The sequence below is a fragment of the Variovorax sp. GW460-12-1-14-LB1 genome (assembly GCF_059423605.1).
Genome location: NZ_JBWKYF010000006.1, coordinates 44,604 through 65,542, shown reverse-complemented (window position 1 = coordinate 65,542; position 20,939 = coordinate 44,604). Strand labels below are relative to the sequence as shown.

The 20,939-nt window shown below is 66.6% G+C and carries 23 protein-coding genes; 20 read left to right on the top strand and 3 right to left on the bottom strand.

Going from position 1 to position 20,939, the window contains the following annotated elements; all coding sequences use genetic code 11:
* Window positions 1–322 precede the first annotated feature (322 nt).
* Genes AC07Y4_RS04950 through AC07Y4_RS04935 form a run of 4 tightly spaced genes read left to right on the top strand, consistent with a single transcriptional unit; the run spans window position 323 to window position 3,511 of the window.
* Complete coding sequence (locus AC07Y4_RS04950) at window positions 323–1,423, top strand: RluA family pseudouridine synthase (protein WP_495274257.1); 1,101 nt, start codon at window positions 323–325, stop codon at window positions 1,421–1,423.
* On the top strand, window positions 1,416–2,090 hold the full coding sequence (locus AC07Y4_RS04945) for an HAD family hydrolase (RefSeq protein WP_487848999.1): 675 nt from the start codon (window positions 1,416–1,418) through the stop codon (window positions 2,088–2,090). The genes AC07Y4_RS04950 and AC07Y4_RS04945 overlap by 8 nt, the downstream gene beginning before the upstream one ends.
* A 10-nt stretch (window positions 2,091–2,100) precedes the next feature.
* Complete coding sequence (locus tag AC07Y4_RS04940) at window positions 2,101–2,469, top strand: Rieske (2Fe-2S) protein (RefSeq protein ID WP_056572116.1); 369 nt, start codon at window positions 2,101–2,103, stop codon at window positions 2,467–2,469.
* A gap of 1 nt (window position 2,470) precedes the next feature.
* The gene (locus AC07Y4_RS04935; RefSeq protein WP_159273190.1) at window positions 2,471–3,511 is read left to right on the top strand and encodes a S49 family peptidase; all 1,041 of its coding nucleotides are present in this window, start codon (window positions 2,471–2,473) and stop codon (window positions 3,509–3,511) included.
* 13 nt (window positions 3,512–3,524) lie between these two features.
* On the opposite strand, the gene AC07Y4_RS04930 is transcribed toward AC07Y4_RS04935, so the two are convergent.
* Genes AC07Y4_RS04930 through AC07Y4_RS04920 form a run of 3 tightly spaced genes read right to left on the bottom strand, consistent with a single transcriptional unit; the run spans window position 3,525 to window position 6,039 of the window.
* On the bottom strand, window positions 3,525–4,691 hold the full coding sequence (locus AC07Y4_RS04930) for an MFS transporter (RefSeq protein WP_495274256.1): 1,167 nt from the start codon (window positions 4,689–4,691) through the stop codon (window positions 3,525–3,527).
* Between the two features lie 2 nt (window positions 4,692–4,693).
* The gene (locus tag AC07Y4_RS04925; protein ID WP_495274255.1) at window positions 4,694–5,461 is read right to left on the bottom strand and encodes an SAM-dependent methyltransferase; all 768 of its coding nucleotides are present in this window, start codon (window positions 5,459–5,461) and stop codon (window positions 4,694–4,696) included.
* Window positions 5,458–6,039 (bottom strand): Maf family protein, encoded by a 582-nt coding sequence (locus tag AC07Y4_RS04920; protein ID WP_495274254.1) that lies wholly within the window; start codon window positions 6,037–6,039, stop codon window positions 5,458–5,460. The genes AC07Y4_RS04925 and AC07Y4_RS04920 overlap by 4 nt, the downstream gene beginning before the upstream one ends.
* A gap of 86 nt (window positions 6,040–6,125) precedes the next feature.
* On the opposite strand from AC07Y4_RS04920, the gene AC07Y4_RS04915 reads away from it, so the two are divergent.
* The 16 genes from AC07Y4_RS04915 (at window position 6,126) to AC07Y4_RS04840 (ending at window position 20,926) form a co-directional block, all read left to right on the top strand.
* Window positions 6,126–6,683: a YceD family protein gene (locus tag AC07Y4_RS04915; protein ID WP_495274253.1), complete on the top strand. Its 558-nt coding sequence runs from the start codon at window positions 6,126–6,128 to the stop codon at window positions 6,681–6,683.
* Between the two features lie 173 nt (window positions 6,684–6,856).
* Window positions 6,857–7,039, top strand: a complete 183-nt coding sequence (rpmF, locus tag AC07Y4_RS04910) for a 50S ribosomal protein L32 (RefSeq protein ID WP_057592299.1) — start codon at window positions 6,857–6,859, stop codon at window positions 7,037–7,039.
* 61 nt (window positions 7,040–7,100) lie between these two features.
* Window positions 7,101–8,198 (top strand): phosphate acyltransferase PlsX, encoded by a 1,098-nt coding sequence (gene plsX, locus AC07Y4_RS04905; RefSeq protein WP_082818146.1) that lies wholly within the window; start codon window positions 7,101–7,103, stop codon window positions 8,196–8,198.
* Entirely contained in the window at window positions 8,198–9,175 is a 978-nt protein-coding gene (locus tag AC07Y4_RS04900) for a beta-ketoacyl-ACP synthase III (RefSeq protein WP_070062242.1), read from the top strand. Before plsX ends, AC07Y4_RS04900 begins: the two co-directional genes overlap by 1 nt.
* Before the next feature lie 51 nt (window positions 9,176–9,226).
* A complete protein-coding gene (gene fabD / locus AC07Y4_RS04895; RefSeq protein WP_495274252.1) occupies window positions 9,227–10,180 on the top strand; it encodes an ACP S-malonyltransferase in 954 nt (317 codons plus the stop codon).
* A gap of 32 nt (window positions 10,181–10,212) precedes the next feature.
* Entirely contained in the window at window positions 10,213–10,956 is a 744-nt protein-coding gene (gene fabG, locus AC07Y4_RS04890) for a 3-oxoacyl-ACP reductase FabG (protein ID WP_062475549.1), read from the top strand.
* Between the two features lie 100 nt (window positions 10,957–11,056).
* The gene (acpP, locus tag AC07Y4_RS04885; protein WP_007830471.1) at window positions 11,057–11,296 is read left to right on the top strand and encodes an acyl carrier protein; all 240 of its coding nucleotides are present in this window, start codon (window positions 11,057–11,059) and stop codon (window positions 11,294–11,296) included.
* Window positions 11,297–11,392: 96 nt separating this feature from the next.
* On the top strand, window positions 11,393–12,637 hold the full coding sequence (gene fabF, locus AC07Y4_RS04880; RefSeq protein ID WP_062475546.1) for a beta-ketoacyl-ACP synthase II: 1,245 nt from the start codon (window positions 11,393–11,395) through the stop codon (window positions 12,635–12,637).
* 13 nt (window positions 12,638–12,650) lie between these two features.
* Window positions 12,651–13,133, top strand: coding sequence for a hypothetical protein (locus AC07Y4_RS04875; protein ID WP_492738943.1), 483 nt, complete (start codon window positions 12,651–12,653; stop codon window positions 13,131–13,133).
* A 9-nt stretch (window positions 13,134–13,142) separates the two neighbouring features.
* The gene (gene rpoE, locus AC07Y4_RS04870) at window positions 13,143–13,817 is read left to right on the top strand and encodes an RNA polymerase sigma factor RpoE (RefSeq protein WP_235926394.1); all 675 of its coding nucleotides are present in this window, start codon (window positions 13,143–13,145) and stop codon (window positions 13,815–13,817) included.
* Window positions 13,818–13,834: 17 nt separating this feature from the next.
* Window positions 13,835–14,509, top strand: coding sequence for a sigma-E factor negative regulatory protein (locus tag AC07Y4_RS04865; protein WP_495274251.1), 675 nt, complete (start codon window positions 13,835–13,837; stop codon window positions 14,507–14,509).
* A gap of 38 nt (window positions 14,510–14,547) precedes the next feature.
* Window positions 14,548–15,615 (top strand): MucB/RseB C-terminal domain-containing protein, encoded by a 1,068-nt coding sequence (locus AC07Y4_RS04860; RefSeq protein WP_495274250.1) that lies wholly within the window; start codon window positions 14,548–14,550, stop codon window positions 15,613–15,615.
* A 108-nt stretch (window positions 15,616–15,723) separates the two neighbouring features.
* Window positions 15,724–17,202: a DegQ family serine endoprotease gene (locus AC07Y4_RS04855; RefSeq protein WP_062475536.1), complete on the top strand. Its 1,479-nt coding sequence runs from the start codon at window positions 15,724–15,726 to the stop codon at window positions 17,200–17,202.
* A gap of 522 nt (window positions 17,203–17,724) precedes the next feature.
* Window positions 17,725–19,536, top strand: coding sequence for a translation elongation factor 4 (lepA, locus tag AC07Y4_RS04850; protein ID WP_139702429.1), 1,812 nt, complete (start codon window positions 17,725–17,727; stop codon window positions 19,534–19,536).
* An 11-nt stretch (window positions 19,537–19,547) separates the two neighbouring features.
* Window positions 19,548–20,513: a signal peptidase I gene (gene lepB, locus AC07Y4_RS04845; protein ID WP_062475534.1), complete on the top strand. Its 966-nt coding sequence runs from the start codon at window positions 19,548–19,550 to the stop codon at window positions 20,511–20,513.
* Between the two features lie 41 nt (window positions 20,514–20,554).
* A complete protein-coding gene (locus AC07Y4_RS04840; protein ID WP_062475531.1) occupies window positions 20,555–20,926 on the top strand; it encodes a DUF4845 domain-containing protein in 372 nt (123 codons plus the stop codon).
* Window positions 20,927–20,939: the final 13 nt, after the last annotated feature.

The following is a 20,939-nucleotide window of genomic DNA, read 5'->3' as shown; positions in this document are numbered from 1 at the left end:
GTTGCGCAAGGGTGGCGCGCACTGCGGGCGATTCAATGCCTGAGGCGACTGGTCGAAACCAGGTCGACCAGCGCAGGCATATTTGAATCAGCAGCATCAACACAACAAGGGACTCGCTTCGATCCGCCTGCAGCTTGGAAGCTGCAGGCTGGGTATTCCGTATCGGTGTTTCGTGGGTGTCGGCTTGACTTGGGTGCCTGGCCTGCCACTTTGCGCGATTGCGCGGGGTTTGCGGGCTGGACGCCAAAGCGGCATCGACCTCACAGCATGGTCGTCAGTGCTCTAAACTTCTGTCTAATCAAGCACTTACACGACCGCGCTGGTGAAAAACATTATAGGTGCGAAGAAAAGCCCCGCGGGGGCTCCAAATCCCGCGGATCGACCCGCGGGCGCCGACACCGGCACGCCGCCCGCCGCCATCCACTTCCTGACCGTTGACGCCGAATCCGCTGGGCAGCGGCTCGACAACTTCCTGTTTCGCCATCTGAAAGGCGTGCCGAAGACGCACGTCTACCGGATCATCCGGTCGGGCGAGGTGCGCATCAACAAGGGCCGTGCCCAGGCCGAAACCCGCATCGAAGACGGTGACCTGGTCCGGATTCCGCCGGTCCGCATATCGCCGCGCGCCGAAGAGGGCGCCACGCCACCCGCGCCGGCGCGCGAGTTTCCGGTGCTGCTCGAAGACGAGGCTGTGCTGGCCATCGACAAGCCAGCCGGTGTTGCTGTGCACGGCGGCAGCGGCGTGAGCTTCGGCGTGATCGAACAGTTGCGCACGGCGCGCCCGGGCGCCAAGTTTCTGGAACTGGTGCACCGGCTCGACCGCGAAACCTCCGGCATCCTGCTGGTCGCCAAGAAACGCAGCGCACTGGTGGCATTGCAGGACCAGTTTCGCGAGCGCGAGACCGGCAAGACCTACCTGGCGCTGGTCGAAGGCGACTGGCCCGCCAACAAGAAGGTGCTCGACGCGCCGCTCGCCAAGTACCTGCTGCCCGACGGTTCGGGCGCCGGTGCCGGCGAACGCCGCGTGCGCGTGGTCGCCAAGGACCACCCCGACGCCATGCGGGCCGTCACGCTGGTGCGCGTGCTGGCCCGCCTCAGCCTGCCGGGCGACGCCACGCCGCTGTCCTTGCTGGCGGTGACCATCAAGACCGGGCGCACCCACCAGATTCGCGTGCACCTGGCCTCGGCCGGGCATCCGATTGCCGGCGACGACAAATATGGCGAGTCCGATCGGCAGCGTGCCTTGCACAAACTCGGCCTCAAGCGCATGTTCCTGCATGCGTGGCGGCTGCAATTCAACCATCCGGCCAGCGGCGAGCGCATTGCGCTGCAGGCCGGGCTGCCGCCCGAGCTGCATGCGCTGATGTCGCGCGCGGCGCTCGAGGCGATGGCGCAACACCCCACCCCCACGGCCCATGACTGATTCTTCCGTTCGCCCCCCGCGCTTCGACCTGATCGCCTTCGACTGGGACGGCACGCTCTACGACTCCACCCGCCTGATCGTGCGCTGCATCCAGGCGGCCGTGGTCGATGTCGGCGGTGCCAAGCCCAGCGAGGACGATGCCGCCTGGGTGATCGGCCTGGGCCTGGCCGAGGCGCTCGCGCGCGCGGCGCCCGACGTGCCCAAGGAAAAGTACCCCGAGCTCGGCGCCCGCTACCGCTACCACTTCCTGCAGCACCAGGACGACCTCGTGCTGTTCGACGGCGTGCTGCCCATGCTCGATGCGCTGCGCACGCGCGGCCACAAGCTGGCCGTGGCCACGGGCAAGTCGCGCCGCGGCCTCAACGAGGCCCTGAAGACGGTGGCGCTGCGCGACCGCTTCGACGCCTCGCGCACCGCCGACGAAACCTTCGGCAAGCCGCACCCGCGCATGCTGCTCGAGCTCATGGAAGAACTCGACGTGCCGGCCGAGCGCACGCTGATGATCGGCGACACCACGCACGACCTGCAGCTGGCACAGAACGCCGGCTGCGCCAGCGTGGGCGTGGGCTTCGGCGCGCATGCGTCGTCGACCTTCGACGAGTTCAAGCCGCTGTACGTGGCGCAGTCGATCGCCGAGCTGCAGGCCTGGCTGCTCGACAACGCCTGAGGGGCAGGGCATGAGCAACCAGCGCATCCCGCTGTGCAACGCTTCGGACCTGGTCGAGGGCGGCAACGCCGTGCCTTTCGACGTGGTCCACGGCGGCGAAACCTGCCGCGCCTTCGCGGTGCGCTTCGAGGGCCTGCCGCATGCGTACCTCAACCGCTGCAGCCATGTGGCGATGGAGATGGACTTTCAGCCCGACCGCTTCTTCGACGACAGCGGCCAGTGGCTGCTGTGCGCCACCCACGGCGCCGTCTACAAGCCCGACACCGGCGAATGCGCGGGCGGGCCGTGCCGCGGCGGGCTCGTGAAGATCGCGCTGAGCGAAGAAGACGGCGTGGTGCACTGGCATACTGACTGGAACCTCCAACCTCTTTCCTTCTGACATGACCGATCCGAATCGCAGGGAACCCCAGGGTTTCGAACCGCTGGAGCCGGCCGTCCCCCTCACGACATCCCAAGACAGCCCCCGCACCATGGCCCAAGATCCCACGCAGCGCCCCGGGTGGGAGCGCGCCACGCTCGAGAAACTCGCGTTCGCCTCCCTGAATGAGCAGAAGGCCACGCGCCGCTGGAAGACCTTCGTGCGCCTGGGCTGGCTGGCCTTCTTCGTGTTCCTGGCCTGGTTTGCGTTCTCGCGCAGCACGCCCAGCACCGCCAAGACCACGGCCCACACGGCCGTTGTCGAGATCAAAGGCGAGATCGCCAACGGCGGCGACGCCAGTGCCGAGTTCGTGATTGCCGCCATGAAGACGGCATTCGAGGACGAGGGCGCCAAGGGCGTGGTGCTGCTGATCAACTCGCCCGGCGGCAGCCCGGTGCAGGCCGGCATCATCAACGACGAGATCAAGCGCCTGAAGGCCAAGCACAAGAAGCCGGTCTACGCGGTGGTCGAAGAAACCTGCGCCTCAGCGGCGTACTACATCGCCGCGGCCGCCGACAAAATCTTCGTCGACAAGGCCAGCATCGTCGGCAGCATCGGCGTGCTGATGGACGGCTTCGGCTTCACCGGCGTGATGGAAAAGGTCGGCGTCGAGCGCCGCCTGCTGACGGCCGGTGAAAACAAGGGCTTCCTCGATCCGTTCAGCCCGATGAACGACGCGCAGCGCGCGCATGCCCAGTCGATGCTCAACCAGATCCACACGCAGTTCATCAACGTGGTGAAGGCCGGCCGCGGCGATCGCCTCAAGCTCGACACCCCGGGCCTGTTCAGCGGCCTGTTCTGGAGCGGCGAACAGGCCGTCGAGTTCGGCCTGGCCGACCAGCTGGGCAACGTCGACTTCGTGGCACGCGAGGTGATCAAGGCCGAGGAAGTCATCGACTACACGCGCCGCGACAACGTGGCCGAGAAGCTGGCCAAGAAGTTCGGCGCCGCCATGGGCGCGGCCTCGGTGAGCGCGCTGAAGACCTCGCCGGCGCTGCGCTGAGCGCGGCTTTTTTTCAGGCGGCGATGCTGTCGCCGCTGCCGGTGAATCGGGCCGAGGCCGCCAGCGCGGCGGCAAAGGCCACCACCACATAGAGCGCGGCGGTCAGCGAGCTGACCCGCGCGAGCAGGCCGATCACCGCAGGCCCTGCCATGAACCCCAGGTACGCGATGGCCGACACGGCCGCAATGCCGTTGGCGGGTGCCACGCCCGGCACGCGGGCCGAGGCGCCGAACAGGATCGGCACCACGTTCGCGAAGCCGACCCCGACACCGGCGAAGCCCAACAGCGCGAGCCAGGGCAGGTCGGTCAGCAATACCAACGTCATCGCCCCCGCCGCGAGCAGGCCGCTGCCGCGCAGCAAGGCCGTGGGTGAGAAACGGGCGCGCATCGCGTCGCCACCGAAACGCGCAGCCGCCATCGCGGCGGAAAAGCTCGCATAGGCCAGCGCGGCCTGCTGCTGTGGGCTGCCCAGTTCCTGCTGCATGTAGAGCACGCTCCAGTCGTAAATGGCGCCCTCGGCGATCAGCCCCAGCGCGGCCAGCACGCCGAGCACCGCGAGCACGCCGCGCGGCAGGCGAAAGCCGTGGTCTGCCGCGGCCGCGCCGTCGGCGGGGGCAGCCGGTGTGGGCAGCATGCGCGTTGCCGCGATCGCGACCACGCCGATCATCACCACGGCCACCGTCCACAGGTGGGTCTGCGGCGCCATGCCGGCGGCCAGCGCCGCGCTGCCGCTCGCGGCGCCGACCATGCCGCCGAGGCTGAACATGCCGTGCATGCCGCTCATCAACGGCTGATTGCCGCGCAACTCGAGCTGTGCGGCCTCGGTGTTGATCGCCACGTCGAACACGCTGGTGACCAGGCCGAACACCGCCAGCAGGCCCAGCAGCGCGGCGTAGCCGGGCATCGCGATCAGGCCGGCAATCAACAGTGCGTAGATGCAGCCGCACAGCGCGGCCATGCGGCGCGGGCCGTGGCGGCCGATCCAGCGACCTGCGCTCGTCAGCCCAACCATTGCTCCAGCGCCCGCCGCGAGCATGGCGAGCCCGAGCTGCGCCTCGTCGATGGCGTAGTGCGCCTTGACCGTCGGCACGTGCACGCCCCAGGTCGCGAAGATGAAGCCCGACGCGAAGAACTGGGCGCGCGACGCCCAGCGCGTACCGGCCGTGACGCCCGGCCCCACCCTCAGCGCCCGATCGCGAACACGGCGGGCAGGCGCTCGTCGGTCGTGGCCTGCGGCTTGGCGGCGCGCCAGGCTTTCACCGTCTCGCTGCGCACCTGTGCGGTGGCGAGCGTCAGGCCGCGCGCGACGGCGAGGCGGGTGTTGTGCTGCAACGTCTGCACCAGCGCCTGCAGCAGGGCCGCGTTGCGGTACGGCGTTTCGATGAAGAGCTGCGTCTGGCCGGTCTTGAGTGCGAGCGCTTCGAGCTCGCGGATGCGCGCCTGGCGTTCGCCGCCGTCCTGCGGCAGGTAGCCGACAAAGGCGAAGTTCTGTCCGTTCAGGCCGCTTGCTGCGAGGGCCAGCAGCAAAGACACCGGCCCGGTGAGCGGCACGACGGTGATGCCCAGGTCGTGCGCGGCGCGTGCCACCGACGAGCCCGGGTCGGCCACAGCCGGCATGCCGGCTTCGCTCAGCAGGCCGACGTCGTGGCCTGCGAGTGCGGCGGCGAGCAGCGGGCGGGCGTCGAACTGGCCGGCGTGGTCGCCTTTCTTGTGCACTTCGCGCGGCAGTTCCTGGATGTCCTGGGCCTGCAGCGGCGCGGCCAGCGGCACGACGGCATCGATGCGCTTCAGGTAGGCGCGGGCCGACTTGGCGTTCTCGCAGATCCAGTGCGTGATGCCCGCGGCGGCCTGCAGCGTGCCCAACGGCAGGGCGTCCTGCAGCGGGGCCTGGAGGTCGCAGCCGAAATCGAGCGGCGCGGGGACAAGGTAGAGCTTGCCTTTTGTGGTCACAGCAGGTCGACCCCCGCGGCGCGCAGCATCCGGCAGGTGCGGATCAGGGGCAGGCCGACCAGCGCGGTGGGGTCGTCGCTGTCGATGGCGTCGAGCAGCGCGATGCCGAAGCCCTCGCTCTTGGCGCTGCCGGCGCAGTCGTAGGGCTGTTCGGCTAATAGATAGCGCTCGATGGCGGCGTCCGAGAGGTCGCGGAACACCACGCGCACGGGGGCGATGTCGCGCTGGACGAAGCCCGTGGCATGGCAGACGACGGCCACGGCGGTCTGGAAGATCAGCGTCTGGCCGCGCATGCGGCGCAATTGGGCGGTGGCCCGTGCGTGGTCGCCGGGCTTGCCGAGCGCTTCGCCCGCCAGGTCGGCGACCTGGTCGGAGCCGATCACCACTGCCTCGGGAAAGCGCGCGGCCACGGCATTGGCTTTTTCCAGCGCCAGGCGTTCGGCCAGCGCGCGGGGCGTTTCGCCGTCGAGTGGGGTTTCGTCGACTTCGGGGGCGTGCACCTCGAAGGGCACATGGAGGCGGGTGAGCAGTTCGCGCCGGTAGCGCGAGGTCGAGGCGAGGATCACGGTGCGTTGCATGCAGCGATTGTGCGTGAGCGACCGGACCCGACCGGCTCGGCGGGTTGCTCGCCTGGGAGGCCGGCCGGCGCGCTAGACTGGGGCAGATGAAGAGAGAATTTGCCCCCGAAAGGCTCAATGTGCCCGCGTTCACCGCGGCGGCTGCCACGCTGGATGGTGCCGATCCGGTCCCGGGTTTCGCACGCCTGGTCGCCGAACTGGCGACGCCGGCCACCGACGCCGTGGTCCGCTGGGAAGCGACCGGTGAAGAGCGCCCCGGCGCCGACGGCAAGGCAACGCCCTGGCTGCACCTGGATGTCGAAACCATCGTGCCGCTGGTCTGCCAGCGCTGCCTGTCGCCCGTCGACACCGAGCTGTTCGTGGACCGCTGGTTCCGTTTCGTGGCCGACGAAGCCACGGCCGAGGCGGAAGACGAGGAATCCGACGAAGACCTGCTGGTCGTCAGCCGCGATTTCGACCTGCGCGGGCTGATCGAGGACGAGCTGCTGATGGAAATCCCCGTCATGCCGGTCCACGACGTGTGCCCGACGCCGGTCCGCCTGTCCTCCAGCGACGACGATTTCCAGGCGGCCGAAGAGGCCAAGCCGAACCCCTTCGCCGTGCTCGGCGCGTTGCGTCCGCGCAAGCCCGAAGAGGGTAAGTAGCCCTTTCTCTCTGGCTGGGCTATAATCATGGGCTTCGCGCGCGCCGCCGTGAGCAGCAATGCATACAAGGCAAAGGCAGAACGTGGCATTCCATGCATGCCGCCGGAGCTTTCGCCTCATTGCCACCGCTTGAGCCCGCATCCAGTCACCCACCTAACCGTCCAGGAGCCATCATGGCCGTCCAGCAAAACAAGAAGTCGCCTTCCAAGCGCGGCATGCACCGTTCCCACAACGCCCTGGGCGTGCCCGGCATCGCTGTCGAGCCCACCACCGGCGAAACGCACCTGCGCCACCACATCAGCCCGAACGGTTTCTACCGCGGCCGTCAGGTGCTCAAGAACAAGTCCGAAGCCTGATCTCGAATCCCAAGGCCAAGGCCCGAAGCTACTTTTGCTGTAGCGTCGGGCCTTTGTTTTGATGGCTGCGCCTTTTTCTCCCGAACTTACTGCTGCGCCCGCCGCAATCACGCTCGCCGTGGATTGCATGGGGGGTGATCATGGGCCGCGTGTCACGCTCGCGGCCTGCCGCGCGTTTCTCGAGCGGCACAGCGAAGCCTCGTTGCTGCTCGTCGGTGCACCGGCCGCATTGGCAGGGTTTGCCGACCATCCGCGCGCCCGCATCGTGCCGGCCAGCGAAGTGGTCGGCATGGACGATCCCATTGAAATCGCCCTGCGCAAGAAGAAAGACTCTTCGATGCGCGTCGCGATCCAGCAGGTCAAGGATGGCGCGGCGCAAGCGGCGATATCTGCCGGCAACACGGGTGCATTGATGGCGATCGCACGCTATCTGCTTAAAACGCTCGACGGCATCGACCGGCCTGCCATTGCGCCCCAGCTACCGAACGTGAAGGGTGGGGCGACCACCGTGCTCGATCTCGGCGCGAACGTCGATTGCGATGCCGAAGACCTGCTCCAGTTCGCCGTGCTCGGCTCGGCGCTCGTTTCGGCATTGACCGGTAACGAATCGCCCTCGGTCGGCTTGCTCAATATTGGTGAAGAAGCCATCAAGGGCAGCGAAACCATCAAGAAGGCCAGTCAACTGCTGCGTGCAGCTGCCAACTCCAAGGATCTGAACTTCTACGGCAACGTCGAAGGGAACGACATTTTCAAGGGCACGACCGACATCGTCGTGTGCGACGGATTTGTCGGCAATGTGGCGCTGAAGGCCAGCGAAGGCGTCGCGTCGATGATCGGCGAGTTCATTCGCGTCGAGTTCTCGCGAAACATTCTCACGAAACTGGCGGCTATTGTTGCTTACCCGGTTCTAAAAGCGTTCAAAGGTCGCCTGGATCACCGTCGCTACAACGGCGCGGCCCTGTTGGGCCTGCGCGGGCTGGTGTTCAAGAGCCATGGCTCGGCCGACGAAGTGGCTTTCGGCCATGCGTTGGATCGCGCTTATGATGCCGCTCGCAACAACCTGCTCGATCGCGTGCGGGCCCGCATCGCCCACGCCGCGCCTTTGCTAGCGCGGCAGGAGTCGGCGGTGCCGGCCGACGCGACAGCCCTTCACGCTTGATGACCCCTTTTTCGCGCATTACCGGCACCGGCAGCTACCTGCCCCCTCGCCGCGTCACCAATGACGACCTTGCCAAGGATCTGGCGACACGCGGCATCGAAACTTCCGATCAGTGGATCGTCGAGCGCACCGGCATTCACGCGCGCCACTTCGCGGCGCCCGATGTCAGCAGCAGCGATCTCGGCCTCGAAGCCGCGAAGCATGCGCTGGAAGCCGCCGGCCGCAAGGCGAGCGACGTCGACCTGATCATCGTCGCGACCTCGACGCCGGACATGGTGTTCCCGTCGTCGGCCGCGATCCTTCAGCACAAGCTCGGCATTGCCGGCTGCCCGGCCTTCGACGTCCAGGCGGTCTGCAGCGGTTTCGTCTACGCGCTGACGGTGGCCGACGCGATGATCCGCACGGGCACCGCGCGCTGCGCGCTGGTGATCGGCGCCGAAGTGTTCTCCCGCATCCTCGACTTCAACGACCGCACCACCTGCGTGCTGTTCGGCGACGGCGCGGGCGCGGTGGTGCTCGAGGCCTCCGACGAGCCCGGCATCCTGGCCAGCGACCTGCATGCGGACGGCAAGCACGTCGGCATCCTGTGCGTGCCGGGCCATGTGTCGGGCGGCAACGTGCTCGGCACGCCGCTGCTGCACATGGACGGCCAGGCCGTCTTCAAGCTGGCGGTGCGCGTGCTCGAAGACGCCGCGCGCGCCACGCTCGCCAAGGCGGGCAAGACCGAGGCCGACATCGACTGGCTGATCCCGCACCAGGCCAACATCCGCATCATGGAAGGCACGGCCAAGAAGCTGAAGCTGCCGCGCGAGAAGCTGGTCGTCACGGTGCACGAGCACGGCAACACCTCGGCCGCCTCGATCCCGCTGGCGCTCGACGAGGCCGTGCGCTCGGGCAAGGTGAAGAAGGGTGAGACCCTCATGCTGGAAGGCGTGGGCGGTGGCTTCACCTGGGGCGCGGTGCTATTGAATCTGTAGTGCGTCGCGACGCCCCGAAGCGGGCGTCGGCGCGGTGACGAAGAAACAACAATGAAATCCTTTGCTTTTGTCTTTCCGGGTCAGGGCTCGCAGGCGGTCGGCATGCTCGACGCCTGGGGCGATCACCCGGCCGTGGTCGAGACCCTGCGCGAAGCCTCCGAAGCGCTGGGCGAAGACATCGGCGCGCTGATCAAGAACGGTCCCAAGGAAGAGCTGGCGCTCACCACGAACACGCAGCCCGTGATGCTGGTGGCTGGCGTGGCTGCCTGGCGTGCCTGGCTGGCCGAAGGCGGCGCCACGCCGTCCGTCGTGGCGGGCCATTCGCTGGGCGAGTATTCGGCGCTGGTGGCTTCGGGCGTGCTCACGCTCTCGCAGGCTGCGCCGCTGGTGCGTTTCCGTGCGCAGGCCATGCAGCAGGCCGTGCCGGTCGGCGTCGGCGCGATGGCGGCGATCCTCGGCATGGCGTCCGACAAGGTGGTCGCCGGCTGCGCCGAAGCCACCGCCACGTTCGGCCCCGGCAGCGCCGAGGTGGTCGAGGCCGTGAATTTCAACGATCCGATGCAGACCGTGATCGCAGGCAGCAAGGCTGCGGTCGACAAGGCCTGCGAGCTGCTGAAGGCCAACGGCGCCAAGCGCGCATTGCCGCTGCCGGTGTCGGCGCCGTTCCATTCGAGCCTGATGAAGCCTGCGGCCGAAGCCCTGCGCGAGAAGCTCGCGAGCGTGGCGCTGGCCGCGCCGCAGATTCCGGTGCTCAACAACATCGACGTGGCCGTCGAGACCGATGCCGATCGCATCCGCGACGCCCTGGTGCGCCAGGCCGCCGGTCCGGTGCGCTGGGTCGAGAGCGTTCAGGCCTTGAAACTGCGCGGTGCAACCGCCATCATCGAGTGCGGTCCCGGCAAGGTGCTGGCCGGCATGGTGAAGCGCATCGCCCCCGAACTGGAAGCCGCGTCGGTGTACGACCCGGCCACCCTCGCGGACGTCCGACAATCGCTCGCCGGCTGAACGCCGCCAGGCCCCGATACTTTTTCTCTTTTATGAGCACTCCCAAATTCGAAGGCCAGGTCGCCCTGGTCACCGGCGCAACGCGCGGCATCGGCGCTGCCATTGCGCTCGAACTCGCGCAGCGCGGCCTCAAGGTCGTGGGCACCGGCACCACCGACGACGGCGCTGCCAAGATCACCCAGGCGCTGAGCGCGTTCGACGGCCGCGGCCGTGCGCTCGACGTGAACGACGGTGCTGCCGTCGAAGCCCTGATCGACGAGATCGTGCAGGCTTACGGCGCGATCCACGTGCTGGTCAACAACGCCGGCATCACGCGCGACACGCTTGCCATGCGCATGAAGGACGACGACTGGGATGCGGTGCTCGACACCAACCTCAAGGCCGTGTTCCGCCTCTCGCGCGCGGTGATCCGCCCGATGATGAAGCAGCGCTATGGCCGCATCATCAGCATCACGAGCGTGGTGGGCGCATCCGGCAATGCCGGGCAGGCCAACTACGCGGCCGCCAAGGCCGGCGTGTCGGGCATGACCCGTGCGCTGGCCCGCGAACTCGGCAGCCGCAACATCACGGTCAACTGCGTCGCGCCGGGCTTCATCGAAACCGACATGACGGCCAGCCTGCCGGAAGCCCAGCAACAGGCGCTGCTCTCGCAGATCCCGCTGGGCCACCTGGGCAAGCCGGCCGACATCGCGCATGCGGTGGCCTACCTCGCATCGCCGCAGGCCTCGTACGTGACGGGGCAGGAGCTGCACGTCAACGGCGGCATGCACATGTAGCCGAAAGGCGCAATCTTTTTCCGTACCGGAGCGCGGGGCAAATGCCACGGGCCGCCCGGCTAAAATCCACCAGTTACCTACAACCCTTAGAGGGAATCAAATGAGCGATATCGAAGCACGTGTCAAGAAAATCATCGCCGAGCAGCTCGGCGTGGAAGAGTCCCAAGTGACGAACGAAAAGGCTTTCGTGGCCGACCTCGGCGCTGACTCGCTCGACACGGTCGAACTCGTGATGGCACTCGAAGACGAGTTCGGCATCGAGATCCCGGACGAAGACGCAGAGAAGATCACGACGGTGCAGAACGCCGTCGACTACGCCACCAAGAATCAAAAGGCCTGATCGGCCAGCTGACACTGCAACGACGGCCGGCGGCTCTTTTTTCAACCGCCCGCGCCGCTCGGCAGCTGCTCAGCGCTTCCAGAAAGGTTTGCCGGCATGACCAAACGCCGCGTCGTCGTGACCGGACTCGGTTGCATCGCTCCTGTCGGAAACACCGCAACCGAATCCTGGACCAACCTGTTGGCCGGGAAGTCGGGAATTGCGAACATCACCGCGTTCGATGCAAGCGCCTTCGCCTGCAAGTTCGCCGGTGAGGTCAAGGGTTTCGACATCACCCAATACATCTCGGAGAAAGAAGCGCGTCACATGGACCGCTTCATTCATCTGGGACTCGCCGCCGCCATCCAGGCGGTGCAGGACAGCGGACTGCCGACCGGCGAAGCGCTGTCCTATGAAAAGGCCGTGCGCATCGGCTGCAACATCGGCTCGGGCATCGGCGGTCTGCCGATGATCGAACAGACGCACGGCGAGTACGCGAGCCGCGGCCCGCGCCGCATTTCGCCGTTCTTCGTGCCGGCGTCGATCATCAACATGATCTCGGGCCATGTCTCGATCAAGTACGGTTTCAAGGGCCCGAACATCGCCGTCGTGACCGCCTGCACCACCGGCCTGCATGCCATCGGCACGTCGGCGCGCATGATCGAGTACGGCGATGCCGACGTCATGATCGCGGGCGGCGCTGAATCGACCATTTCTCCGCTCGGCATCGGCGGCTTCACCGCGCCTCGCGCGCTGAGCACCCGCAACGACGATCCCGCCACAGCCTCGCGCCCGTGGGACAAGGACCGCGACGGCTTCGTGCTGGGCGAGGGCGCTGGCGTGCTGGTGCTCGAGGAGTACGAACACGCCAAGGCGCGCGGCGCCAAGATCTACGCCGAGGTCTCTGGCTTCGGCATGACCGGCGACGCGTACCACATGACCGCTCCCGACGTCGACGGCCCGCGCCGTTCGATGGCGATGGCACTGGCCAATGCGGGTGTCAACGCCGACGAGGTCCAGTACCTGAACGCGCACGGCACTTCGACGCTGATCGGTGACCTCAACGAGACCAACGCGGTCAAGCTGGCTTTCGGCGATCACGCGAAGAAGCTCGTCGTCAATTCGACCAAGTCCATGACCGGCCACCTGCTGGGCGGCGCGGGCGGCATCGAATCGGTGTTCACGGTGCTCGCGCTGCATCACCAGAAGAGCCCGCCGACGATCAACATCTTCAACCAGGATCCGGAGTGCGATCTCGACTACTGCGCCAACGAGGCGCGCGATCTGAAGATCGATGTCGCGGTCAAGAACAACTTCGGCTTCGGCGGCACCAACGGCACGCTGGTGTTCAAGCGCGCTTGAGCGTCGCTCTCCCATGCACAGCGCACCGTCGGTGACCTATCCGGTGGGGCGCACCCGCGGCGCGACCCGGATTCTTCTGGCCCTTTGGACCCTGGGCGTCTGCTGCGCGGGCGCGGCCTGCTATCTGTTCGATAGCAATGGCTGGCGCCAGTTGCTGCTGCTTCTCAGCGTCGTCTTTTCCGGTGTCGCGGCAGGTTTCGGCCTGCGGCGCGACGGTGCGGCGACGCTGCATTTCGATGGATCGCATTGGTCGCTGACCGGTGCCGATCCGACGCGCGGCGTGCTCGCCGCGCGCGCCGTGGTGGCGCTCGATTTCCAGTCGCTGTTGCTGGTCCGCCTGGCCGAACCCGGCCGCGCGGCCCGCTGGGTCTGGCTCGAGCAGCGGGCCATGCCCGAGCGCTGGCGCGACGTGCGCCGTGCGGTCTACGCGCGGCCCCCGGTCGCCGAGGTGGCCGGCGACCCCTGGCGCGCGACCGCTCCGGCCGACGCGCCCTGACCCGTTTCGATGACCACTTCTTTGCCTCCCGTGCCTCCGGAGTCCGCGCTGCCCGATGAGGCGGCGCAGGCGCCGCGCCCGGGTGAGGTCGATTTCCAGTTGGTCCAGCGCACCGTCGCGGGCGACCAGAAGGCGTTCGAGCTGCTGGTCATCAAGTACCAGCGCCGCATCGAACGGCTGATCGGGCGCATGGTGCGCGATGTCGACCTGATCGAGGACATCGCCCAGGAAACCTTCATCCGCGCTTACCGCGCGCTGCACCAGTTTCGCGGCGAGGCCCAGTTCTACACCTGGCTGTACCGGATCGCCGTGAACACCGCCAAGAAGGCGCTGGTGGACATGAAGCGCGATCCGACCGTCTCCGAAAGCGCACTGCGTTCGTCCTCGGACGACGAAGATGAAACTTACCGTCCTGGAAACGAACCAACCAGCGATGAAACCCCCGAATCGGTCATGGCGGCGAATGAAATCGCCAGTGCCGTCGAGGCTGCCATGGAAGCGCTCCCCACCGAGTTGCGCCAGGCGGTCACGCTGCGCGAGATCGAGGGGATGAGTTACGAAGAGATTGCCGAGGTCATGGATTGTCCGATCGGCACGGTGCGCTCGCGTATTTTCCGGGCGCGTGAGGCCATTTCGGCCAGGGTCAAGCCGCTGCTGGACAACCAGTCCGGCAAGCGTTGGTAGATCAGCAGGTGAATGACATGAATCAGACGATGACGGTTCGGGAACAGGTGTCCGCACTGGCGGACGGCCATTTGCAGGGCGAGGCGTTCGCGCGTGCGATCGAATCCGTCTGCGCCGAGGACGACTCGCGCGACGCCTGGCACGCCTACCACGTGGTGGGCGATGTGCTGCGCTCGTCGGCGCATTCGCGCTGCAGCGACACCTCGGCCTTCCTGGCGCGCTTCCAGCAGCGGCTGGCGCAGGAGCCGGTCGTGATCGCTCCGCCCGCGGCCGTGGCGCAGCTGGCCGCCGTGCCGGCCGCGATGCCCGTGCGGCAACGCGTCGAGGCGGCCAACGAGCCGGTGTTCCGCTGGAAGCTGGTGGCCGGCGCCGCGTCGCTGATGGCCGTGGCGGCCATCAGCTGGACGCTGGTCGGCAACGGCGCTGCGGTGCCGAACGGCGGTGCCCAACTGGCCGCGGTGCAGCCGCCCGTGGCGAATTCGGTCCTGGCGGCCGCTGCCGGTGGCAGCGCGGCGCCCGGCAACGGCGCCCTGACGCCGACCCGCGTGCTGGTCGGCAGCGGCAATCCGCAGGTCATGCTGCGCGATCCGCGCCTTGATCAGCTGCTCGAAGCCCACCAGCAGGCTGGTGGTGCATCGCAAATGCCGTCCGGTTTCCTGCGCAACGCCACCTTCGAGGGCCCCACGCGCTGATTGCGCGACCGTCGCCGCCTGCAATGACCGTTGTTCACATGCCGATTTCCGCACGCACCCTGGTGCTCGCGTTTGCTGTTCTTTGCCTGGGGCAGATGGCCACCGCGCAGACCCGCTACGGTGCGGCGAACACGAAGAGCGTGCCCTCGGCGCAGACCGACGAACCGCCGGCCATGGGCGTGACCGAATGGCTGCAGCGCATGCATGCGGGCGCACGGCAGCGCAGCTACGTGGGCACCTTCGTGGTGTCGGCGCCGGGCGGCGACCTGTCGAGCGCGCGCATCTGGCATGTGCGCGACGGCGATCACCAGCTGGAGCGCATCGAAGCGCTGTCGGGCCCGCCGCGCTCGACATTCCGGCGCAACCGCAACGTGATGACCTTCCTGCCCGAGGCGAAGGTCGTGAAGGTCGAGAAGCGCGAGAACCTCGACCTCTTCCCCAACCTGCCCGACAAGCCCGATTCGTCGGTGGGCGACTACTACGACGTGCGCGCCATCGGCAAGGACCGCGTCGCGGGCTTCGATGCCGACGTGGTGCAGCTGGTGCCGCGCGACGGCCTGCGCTTCGGCTACCGCATCTGGAGCGAACGCCGCTCCGGCCTCGTGGTGAAGCTCCAGACCGTCGACAGCGACACCCGCGTGGTCGAGCAGTCGGCATTCTCCGAGCTGCAGCTCGATGCGCCCGTGAAGGCGCAGGCGCTCGCGCAGATGATGGCCAACACGAGCGGCTACCGCATCGAGAAGCTCGAACTCGAGCGCAGCACCGCGCAGGACGAAGGCTGGATGCTGCGCACACCCGTGGCCGGATTCAAGCCCCGAAGCTTCTTCCGACGCCCCGCGCTGCCCGCCGGCGACGGCAAGCCGCCCAAGTCCGAGGCGACCACCGTCCAGTGGACCTTCTCCGACGGCCTGGCAACGGTCTCGCTCTTCATCGAACGCTACGATCCCGCGCGCACGCCAGGCGATGGCGTGCTGACCATCGGTGCCACCAACGCGATCCGCCGGCGACTGCCCGCACCGGCCAGCGACTGGTGGCTGACCGCGGTTGGCGAGGTGCCGCAGCAGACGCTCAATGCCTTTGCCCAGAGCCTCGCGCGCACGCGCTGACGGGCGATAGGCTGACGCCGTGCAGGCGTTCGGGCTGAACCAAGCCGGCGCCGGGTACTCATAGCCTCTGTCGTTATTTGCAGCTCTGTTCTTTTTGAAAGACAACCGATGATGTTCAAAGTCGAGGGACACAAGCTTCGTTCCGGCCTGCTGGCCTTTGCGCTGGCACTGACGGCCGGCGCCACTTTCCTGCCGGTCGAGTCGGTGCATGCGCAGACGCGCACGCTGCCTGACTTCACCGACCTGGTCGACCAGGTCGGTCCGTCCGTGGTCAACATCCGCACCGTCGAGAAGGTCGCGCAACGCGGCGGCGGCAACGGCGAGATGGACGAGGAGATGCAGGAGTTCTTCCGCCGCTTCTTCGGCCAGCCGCTGCCGGGCACCCCGCGCCAGGGGCCGCGTCCGAACCGTCCGCAGCAGGAGGAAGAGCGTCCGCGCGGCGTGGGCTCGGGCTTCATCCTGACGGGCGACGGCTACGTCATGACCAACGCACACGTGGTGGAAGACGCCTCCGAGGTGCTGGTCACGCTGCCCGACAAGCGCGAGTTCAAGGCCAAGATCATCGGCGCCGACAAGCGCACCGACGTGGCCGTGGTGAAGATCGAAGCCACGGGCCTGCCCGCGGTGAAGGTGGGCGACATCTCCAAGCTGCGCGTGGGCGAGTGGGTGATGGCGATCGGCTCGCCCTTCGGCCTGGAGAACACCGTCACGGCCGGCATCGTGAGCGCCAAGCAGCGCGACACGGGCGAGTACCTGCCGTTCATCCAGACCGACGTGGCCATCAACCCCGGCAACTCGGGCGGCCCGCTGATCAACATGCGCGGCGAAGTGGTGGGCATCAACAGCCAGATCTATTCGCGTTCGGGCGGCTTCATGGGCATCTCGTTCTCGATCCCGATCGACGAGGCGATCCGCGTCAGCGAGCAGCTGCGCACCTCGGGGCGCGTCTCGCGTGGGCGCATCGGCGTGCAGATCGATCAGGTCACCAAGGACGTGGCTGAAGCCATCGGCCTGGGCAAGGCGCAGGGCGCGCTGGTGCGCGGTGTCGAAGCCGGTTCGCCGGGCGAGAAGGCCGGCGTGGAGCCGGGTGACGTCATCACCAAGTTCGACGGCAAGGCGATCGAGAAGCCGAGCGACCTGCCGCGTCTCGTGGGCAACACCAAGCCGGGCACCAAGAGCACGCTCACCGTGTTCCGTCGCGGCAGCTCGCGCGACCTCAGCGTGACCATCGCCGAGATCGAGCCCGACAAGCCCGCCAAGCGCGCGACCGACCGCGACGAGCCGGCTGCGAAGCCGTCTGCTTCCGCGGCCCTCAAGTCGCTCGGCCTCGCGGTCAGCGACCTCAGCGATGCGCAGAAGAAAGAGCTCAAGCTGAAGGGCGGCGTGAAGGTCGATGCCGCCAACGACGCTGCGGCGCGGGCCGGCCTGCGCGAGGGTGACGTCATCCTCGCGGTGGGCAATCTCGAGGTGGCGAATGCCCGCGAATTCGAGGCGGCGGTCGCCAAGGCGGACAAGGCCAAGTCGCTCAGCGTGCTCTACCGCCGGGGCGACTGGGCGCAGTACGCCCTGATCCGACCCGCACGCTGATACGGCGGCGGCGTCAAGTGGCCCCACCCGGCAGTCGGGTTTGGGGCCATTTTTTCGAGGTGTTTACGACGCTTCGGCGCCGGCCTCTAAAAAAATCCTGGGCCTCGAAAATGCCAAGATTTGTTTGCGATCACTAACTTATAAAAGGGCTAAGGACGAATTTCGGTAGAATAGACAGCTCCTGGCGGCCAGTCAGCGCATAAAGAGGGCGATGGCCTTCACGATGCGAGATGTCACACAGCCGTCCACCGGTGCTCCACAGATCGCCCACAAGTTGTTCAGCTACTGCTCCACCGATCCTGTTGATAAGTTGTGAGTATCTTTGATGTTGTGGACCTGCAACGAGCCCTTTGGACCCTGTTCCCGGATGTACGTGCTTCCCTTTTTGCCTACAATGAAGTTCCAACTACTGCAGTTGCCATTGCTTGTTGGTTCAGGGCGCGTCTCCAGAAGACGCGCCCTTTTTTCTTGGCCCCGCCCCTCGGCGCCCGAGCCAATTCAAGTACTTAAGCGTTCCCGTTGATGAATCACATCAGAAATTTTTCGATCATTGCGCACATCGATCATGGCAAGTCGACGCTCGCAGACCGTTTGATCCAACGTTGCGGCGGCCTCGCGGAACGCGAGATGGAAGCGCAGGTGCTCGACTCGATGGACATCGAAAAAGAGCGTGGGATAACCATCAAGGCGCAGACCGCCGCGCTGCACTACAAGGCACGCGATGGACAGGTCTACAACCTCAATCTGATCGACACGCCGGGCCACGTCGACTTCTCGTACGAAGTGAGCCGCTCGCTGTCGGCATGCGAAGGCGCATTGCTCGTCGTCGACGCATCGCAAGGCGTCGAAGCGCAGACGGTGGCCAACTGCTACACCGCGCTCGACCTCGGTGTCGAAGTGATCCCGGTGCTCAACAAGATCGATCTGCCGAATGCAGACCTTGACAACGCGCGCACTGAAATCGAAGACGTGATCGGCATCGACGCGACCGACGCGATTCCGTGCTCCGCAAAAACCGGTGTCGGCATCGACGACATCCTCGAGACCATCGTCGCGCGCATGCCCGCACCGCGCGGCAATCCCGACGGCCCGCTGCGCGCGATGATCATCGACAGCTGGTTCGACCCGTACGTCGGCGTCGTGATGCTGGTGCGCGTGGTCGACGGTCGCCTCGTGAAGGGCGAGCGCATCAAGATGATGGCCTCGGGCGCGATGTACAACGCCGACAGCATTGGCGTCTTCACGCCCGCCAACGAGTCGCGCGCGTCGCTCGAAGCCGGCGAGGTGGGCTACATCATCGCGGGCATCAAGGAGCTGCAGGCGGCCAAGGTCGGCGACACGGTCACGCTGATCCGTCCCGGTACCGGCGGCGCCGCCGCCACGGCCACCGAGGCGCTGCCCGGCTTCAAGGAAATCCAGCCGCAGGTGTTCGCGGGCCTGTACCCGACCGAAGCCAGCGAGTACGACTCGCTGCGCGACGCGCTCGAGAAGCTCAAGCTCAACGATTCGTCGCTGCGCTACGAACCCGAAGTGAGCCAGGCGCTGGGCTTCGGCTTCCGCTGCGGCTTCCTGGGCCTGCTGCACATGGAGATCGTGCAGGAGCGCCTGGAGCGCGAGTTCGACCAGGACCTGATCACGACCGCGCCCAGCGTGGTCTACCAGGTGGTGCGCAACGACGGCGAAGTCATCATGGTGGAGAACCCGTCCAAGATGCCCGACGTTGGCAAGATGGCGGAAATCCGCGAGCCCATCGTCACCGTGCACCTGTACATGCCGCAGGAATACGTCGGCTCCGTCATGACGCTGGCCAACCAGAAGCGTGGCGTGCAGCTGAACATGGCCTACCACGGCCGCCAGGTCATGCTGACCTACGAGATGCCGCTCGGCGAAATCGTGCTCGACTTCTTCGACAAGCTGAAGTCGGTGAGCCGCGGCTACGCCTCCATGGACTACGAGTTCAAGGAGTACCGCGCCTCCGACGTGGTGAAGGTCGACATCCTGCTCAACGGCGACAAGGTCGATGCGCTGTCGATCATCGTGCACCGCAGCCAGTCGCAGTACCGCGGCCGGGCGGTGGTGTCGAAGATGCGCGAGATCATTTCGCGCCAGATGTACGACGTGGCGATCCAGGCGGCCATCGGGGTCACGATCATTGCGCGTGAGACAATCAAGGCACTTCGCAAGAACGTGCTCGCCAAGTGCTACGGCGGCGACATCTCCCGCAAGAAGAAGCTGCTCGAGAAGCAGAAGGCGGGCAAGAAAAGAATGAAGCAGATCGGTTCCGTCGAAGTCCCGCAAGAGGCCTTCCTCGCGATTCTGCAAGTCGAAGACTGATCACCACGAACATGGCATACCTCACCACCCTGGTTCTCGCGGCGTTCGCCAGCTACGTCGGCGCCTGGTATTTCGGCGCGCTCGAAGGCAACTTCGCGCTGCTGCTGTTCGTGGCCACGGTGGTCACCGGGGTCTACTGGCTGGCCGAGCGCTTCTACTTCCTGCCGCAGCGCGAACGCGCCGCCGCCACGCTCGAGAGCTCCATCGCCGAACGCAACACGCGGCTGGCGGGGCAGGGCATCACCCAGGTCGACACCACCGACGCCAAGGCCAGCGAACGCCTGCTGATGCAGCCCTGGTGGCTCGACTGGACGGCGGGCCTGTTCCCCGTGATCCTGGTGGTGTTCCTGCTGCGCTCGTTCCTGTACGAGCCCTTCAAGATTCCCTCGGGCTCGATGATGCCCACGCTGCTGACCGGCGACCTGATCCTGGTCAACAAGTTCACCTACGGCCTGCGCCTGCCGGTCGTCAACACCAAGCTCACCGACGGCACGCCGCTGGCGCGCGGCGACGTGGTGGTGTTCCGCTACCCGCCCAAGCCCAGCATGGACTACATCAAGCGCGTGGTCGGCATTCCGGGCGACGAGGTGGCCTACCTGAACAAGAAGCTCACGATCAACGGCCAGCCGGTGGGCAAGGCCCCGATCGCCGACTACCTCGATGGCGAGTCGATGCGCATCCTGAAGCAGTTCGACGAAGACCTCGGCGGCAAGCAGCACAAGATCCTCAACGACGAGAACGCCCCCGCCTTTGTGCCGGGTGCCAGCGACTTCCCGTTCCGCGAGAACTGCCGCTACTCGGTCGAGGGCGTGGTGTGCAAGGTGCCCGAAGGCAACTACTTCATGATGGGCGACAACCGCGATAATTCGGCCGATTCCCGTTTCTGGGGATTCGTACCGGACAAGAACATCGTGGGCAGGGCCTTCTTCGTCTGGATGAACTTCGGCGATCTCGGTCGCATCGGTCCGTTTCAATAATTAATCAACAGTCAACGTTACTGTTCGAGGGGTAAGAGGGCATGAGAACCAACAGTCGGTCCGTCCGTGGCAGTGCCGCGCACCAGCGCGGCATCTCGTTCATCGGCCTGGTGTTCGTCGCGGCGGTGCTGGGCTGCGTGGGCGTTGTCGTCGCGCAGGTCATTCCGACGCTGATCGAATGGCAGGCCATCGACAAGGCCGCCAACAAGGCCAAGGAAGGCGCCACGGTGCCCGAGATCCGCGCGATCTTCGACCGCGCCCAGGCCATCGACGACTTCAAGTCGGTCAGCGGCCGGGACCTCGAGATCAAGAAGGTGGGCGACAAGGTCGTCGTGTCGTATGCGTACGAGCGCGAGATCCCCCTGTTCGGGCCGGCCTACCTGACGCTCAAATACAAGGGCGCGTCCCGCTGACCGCGGTGTCGAA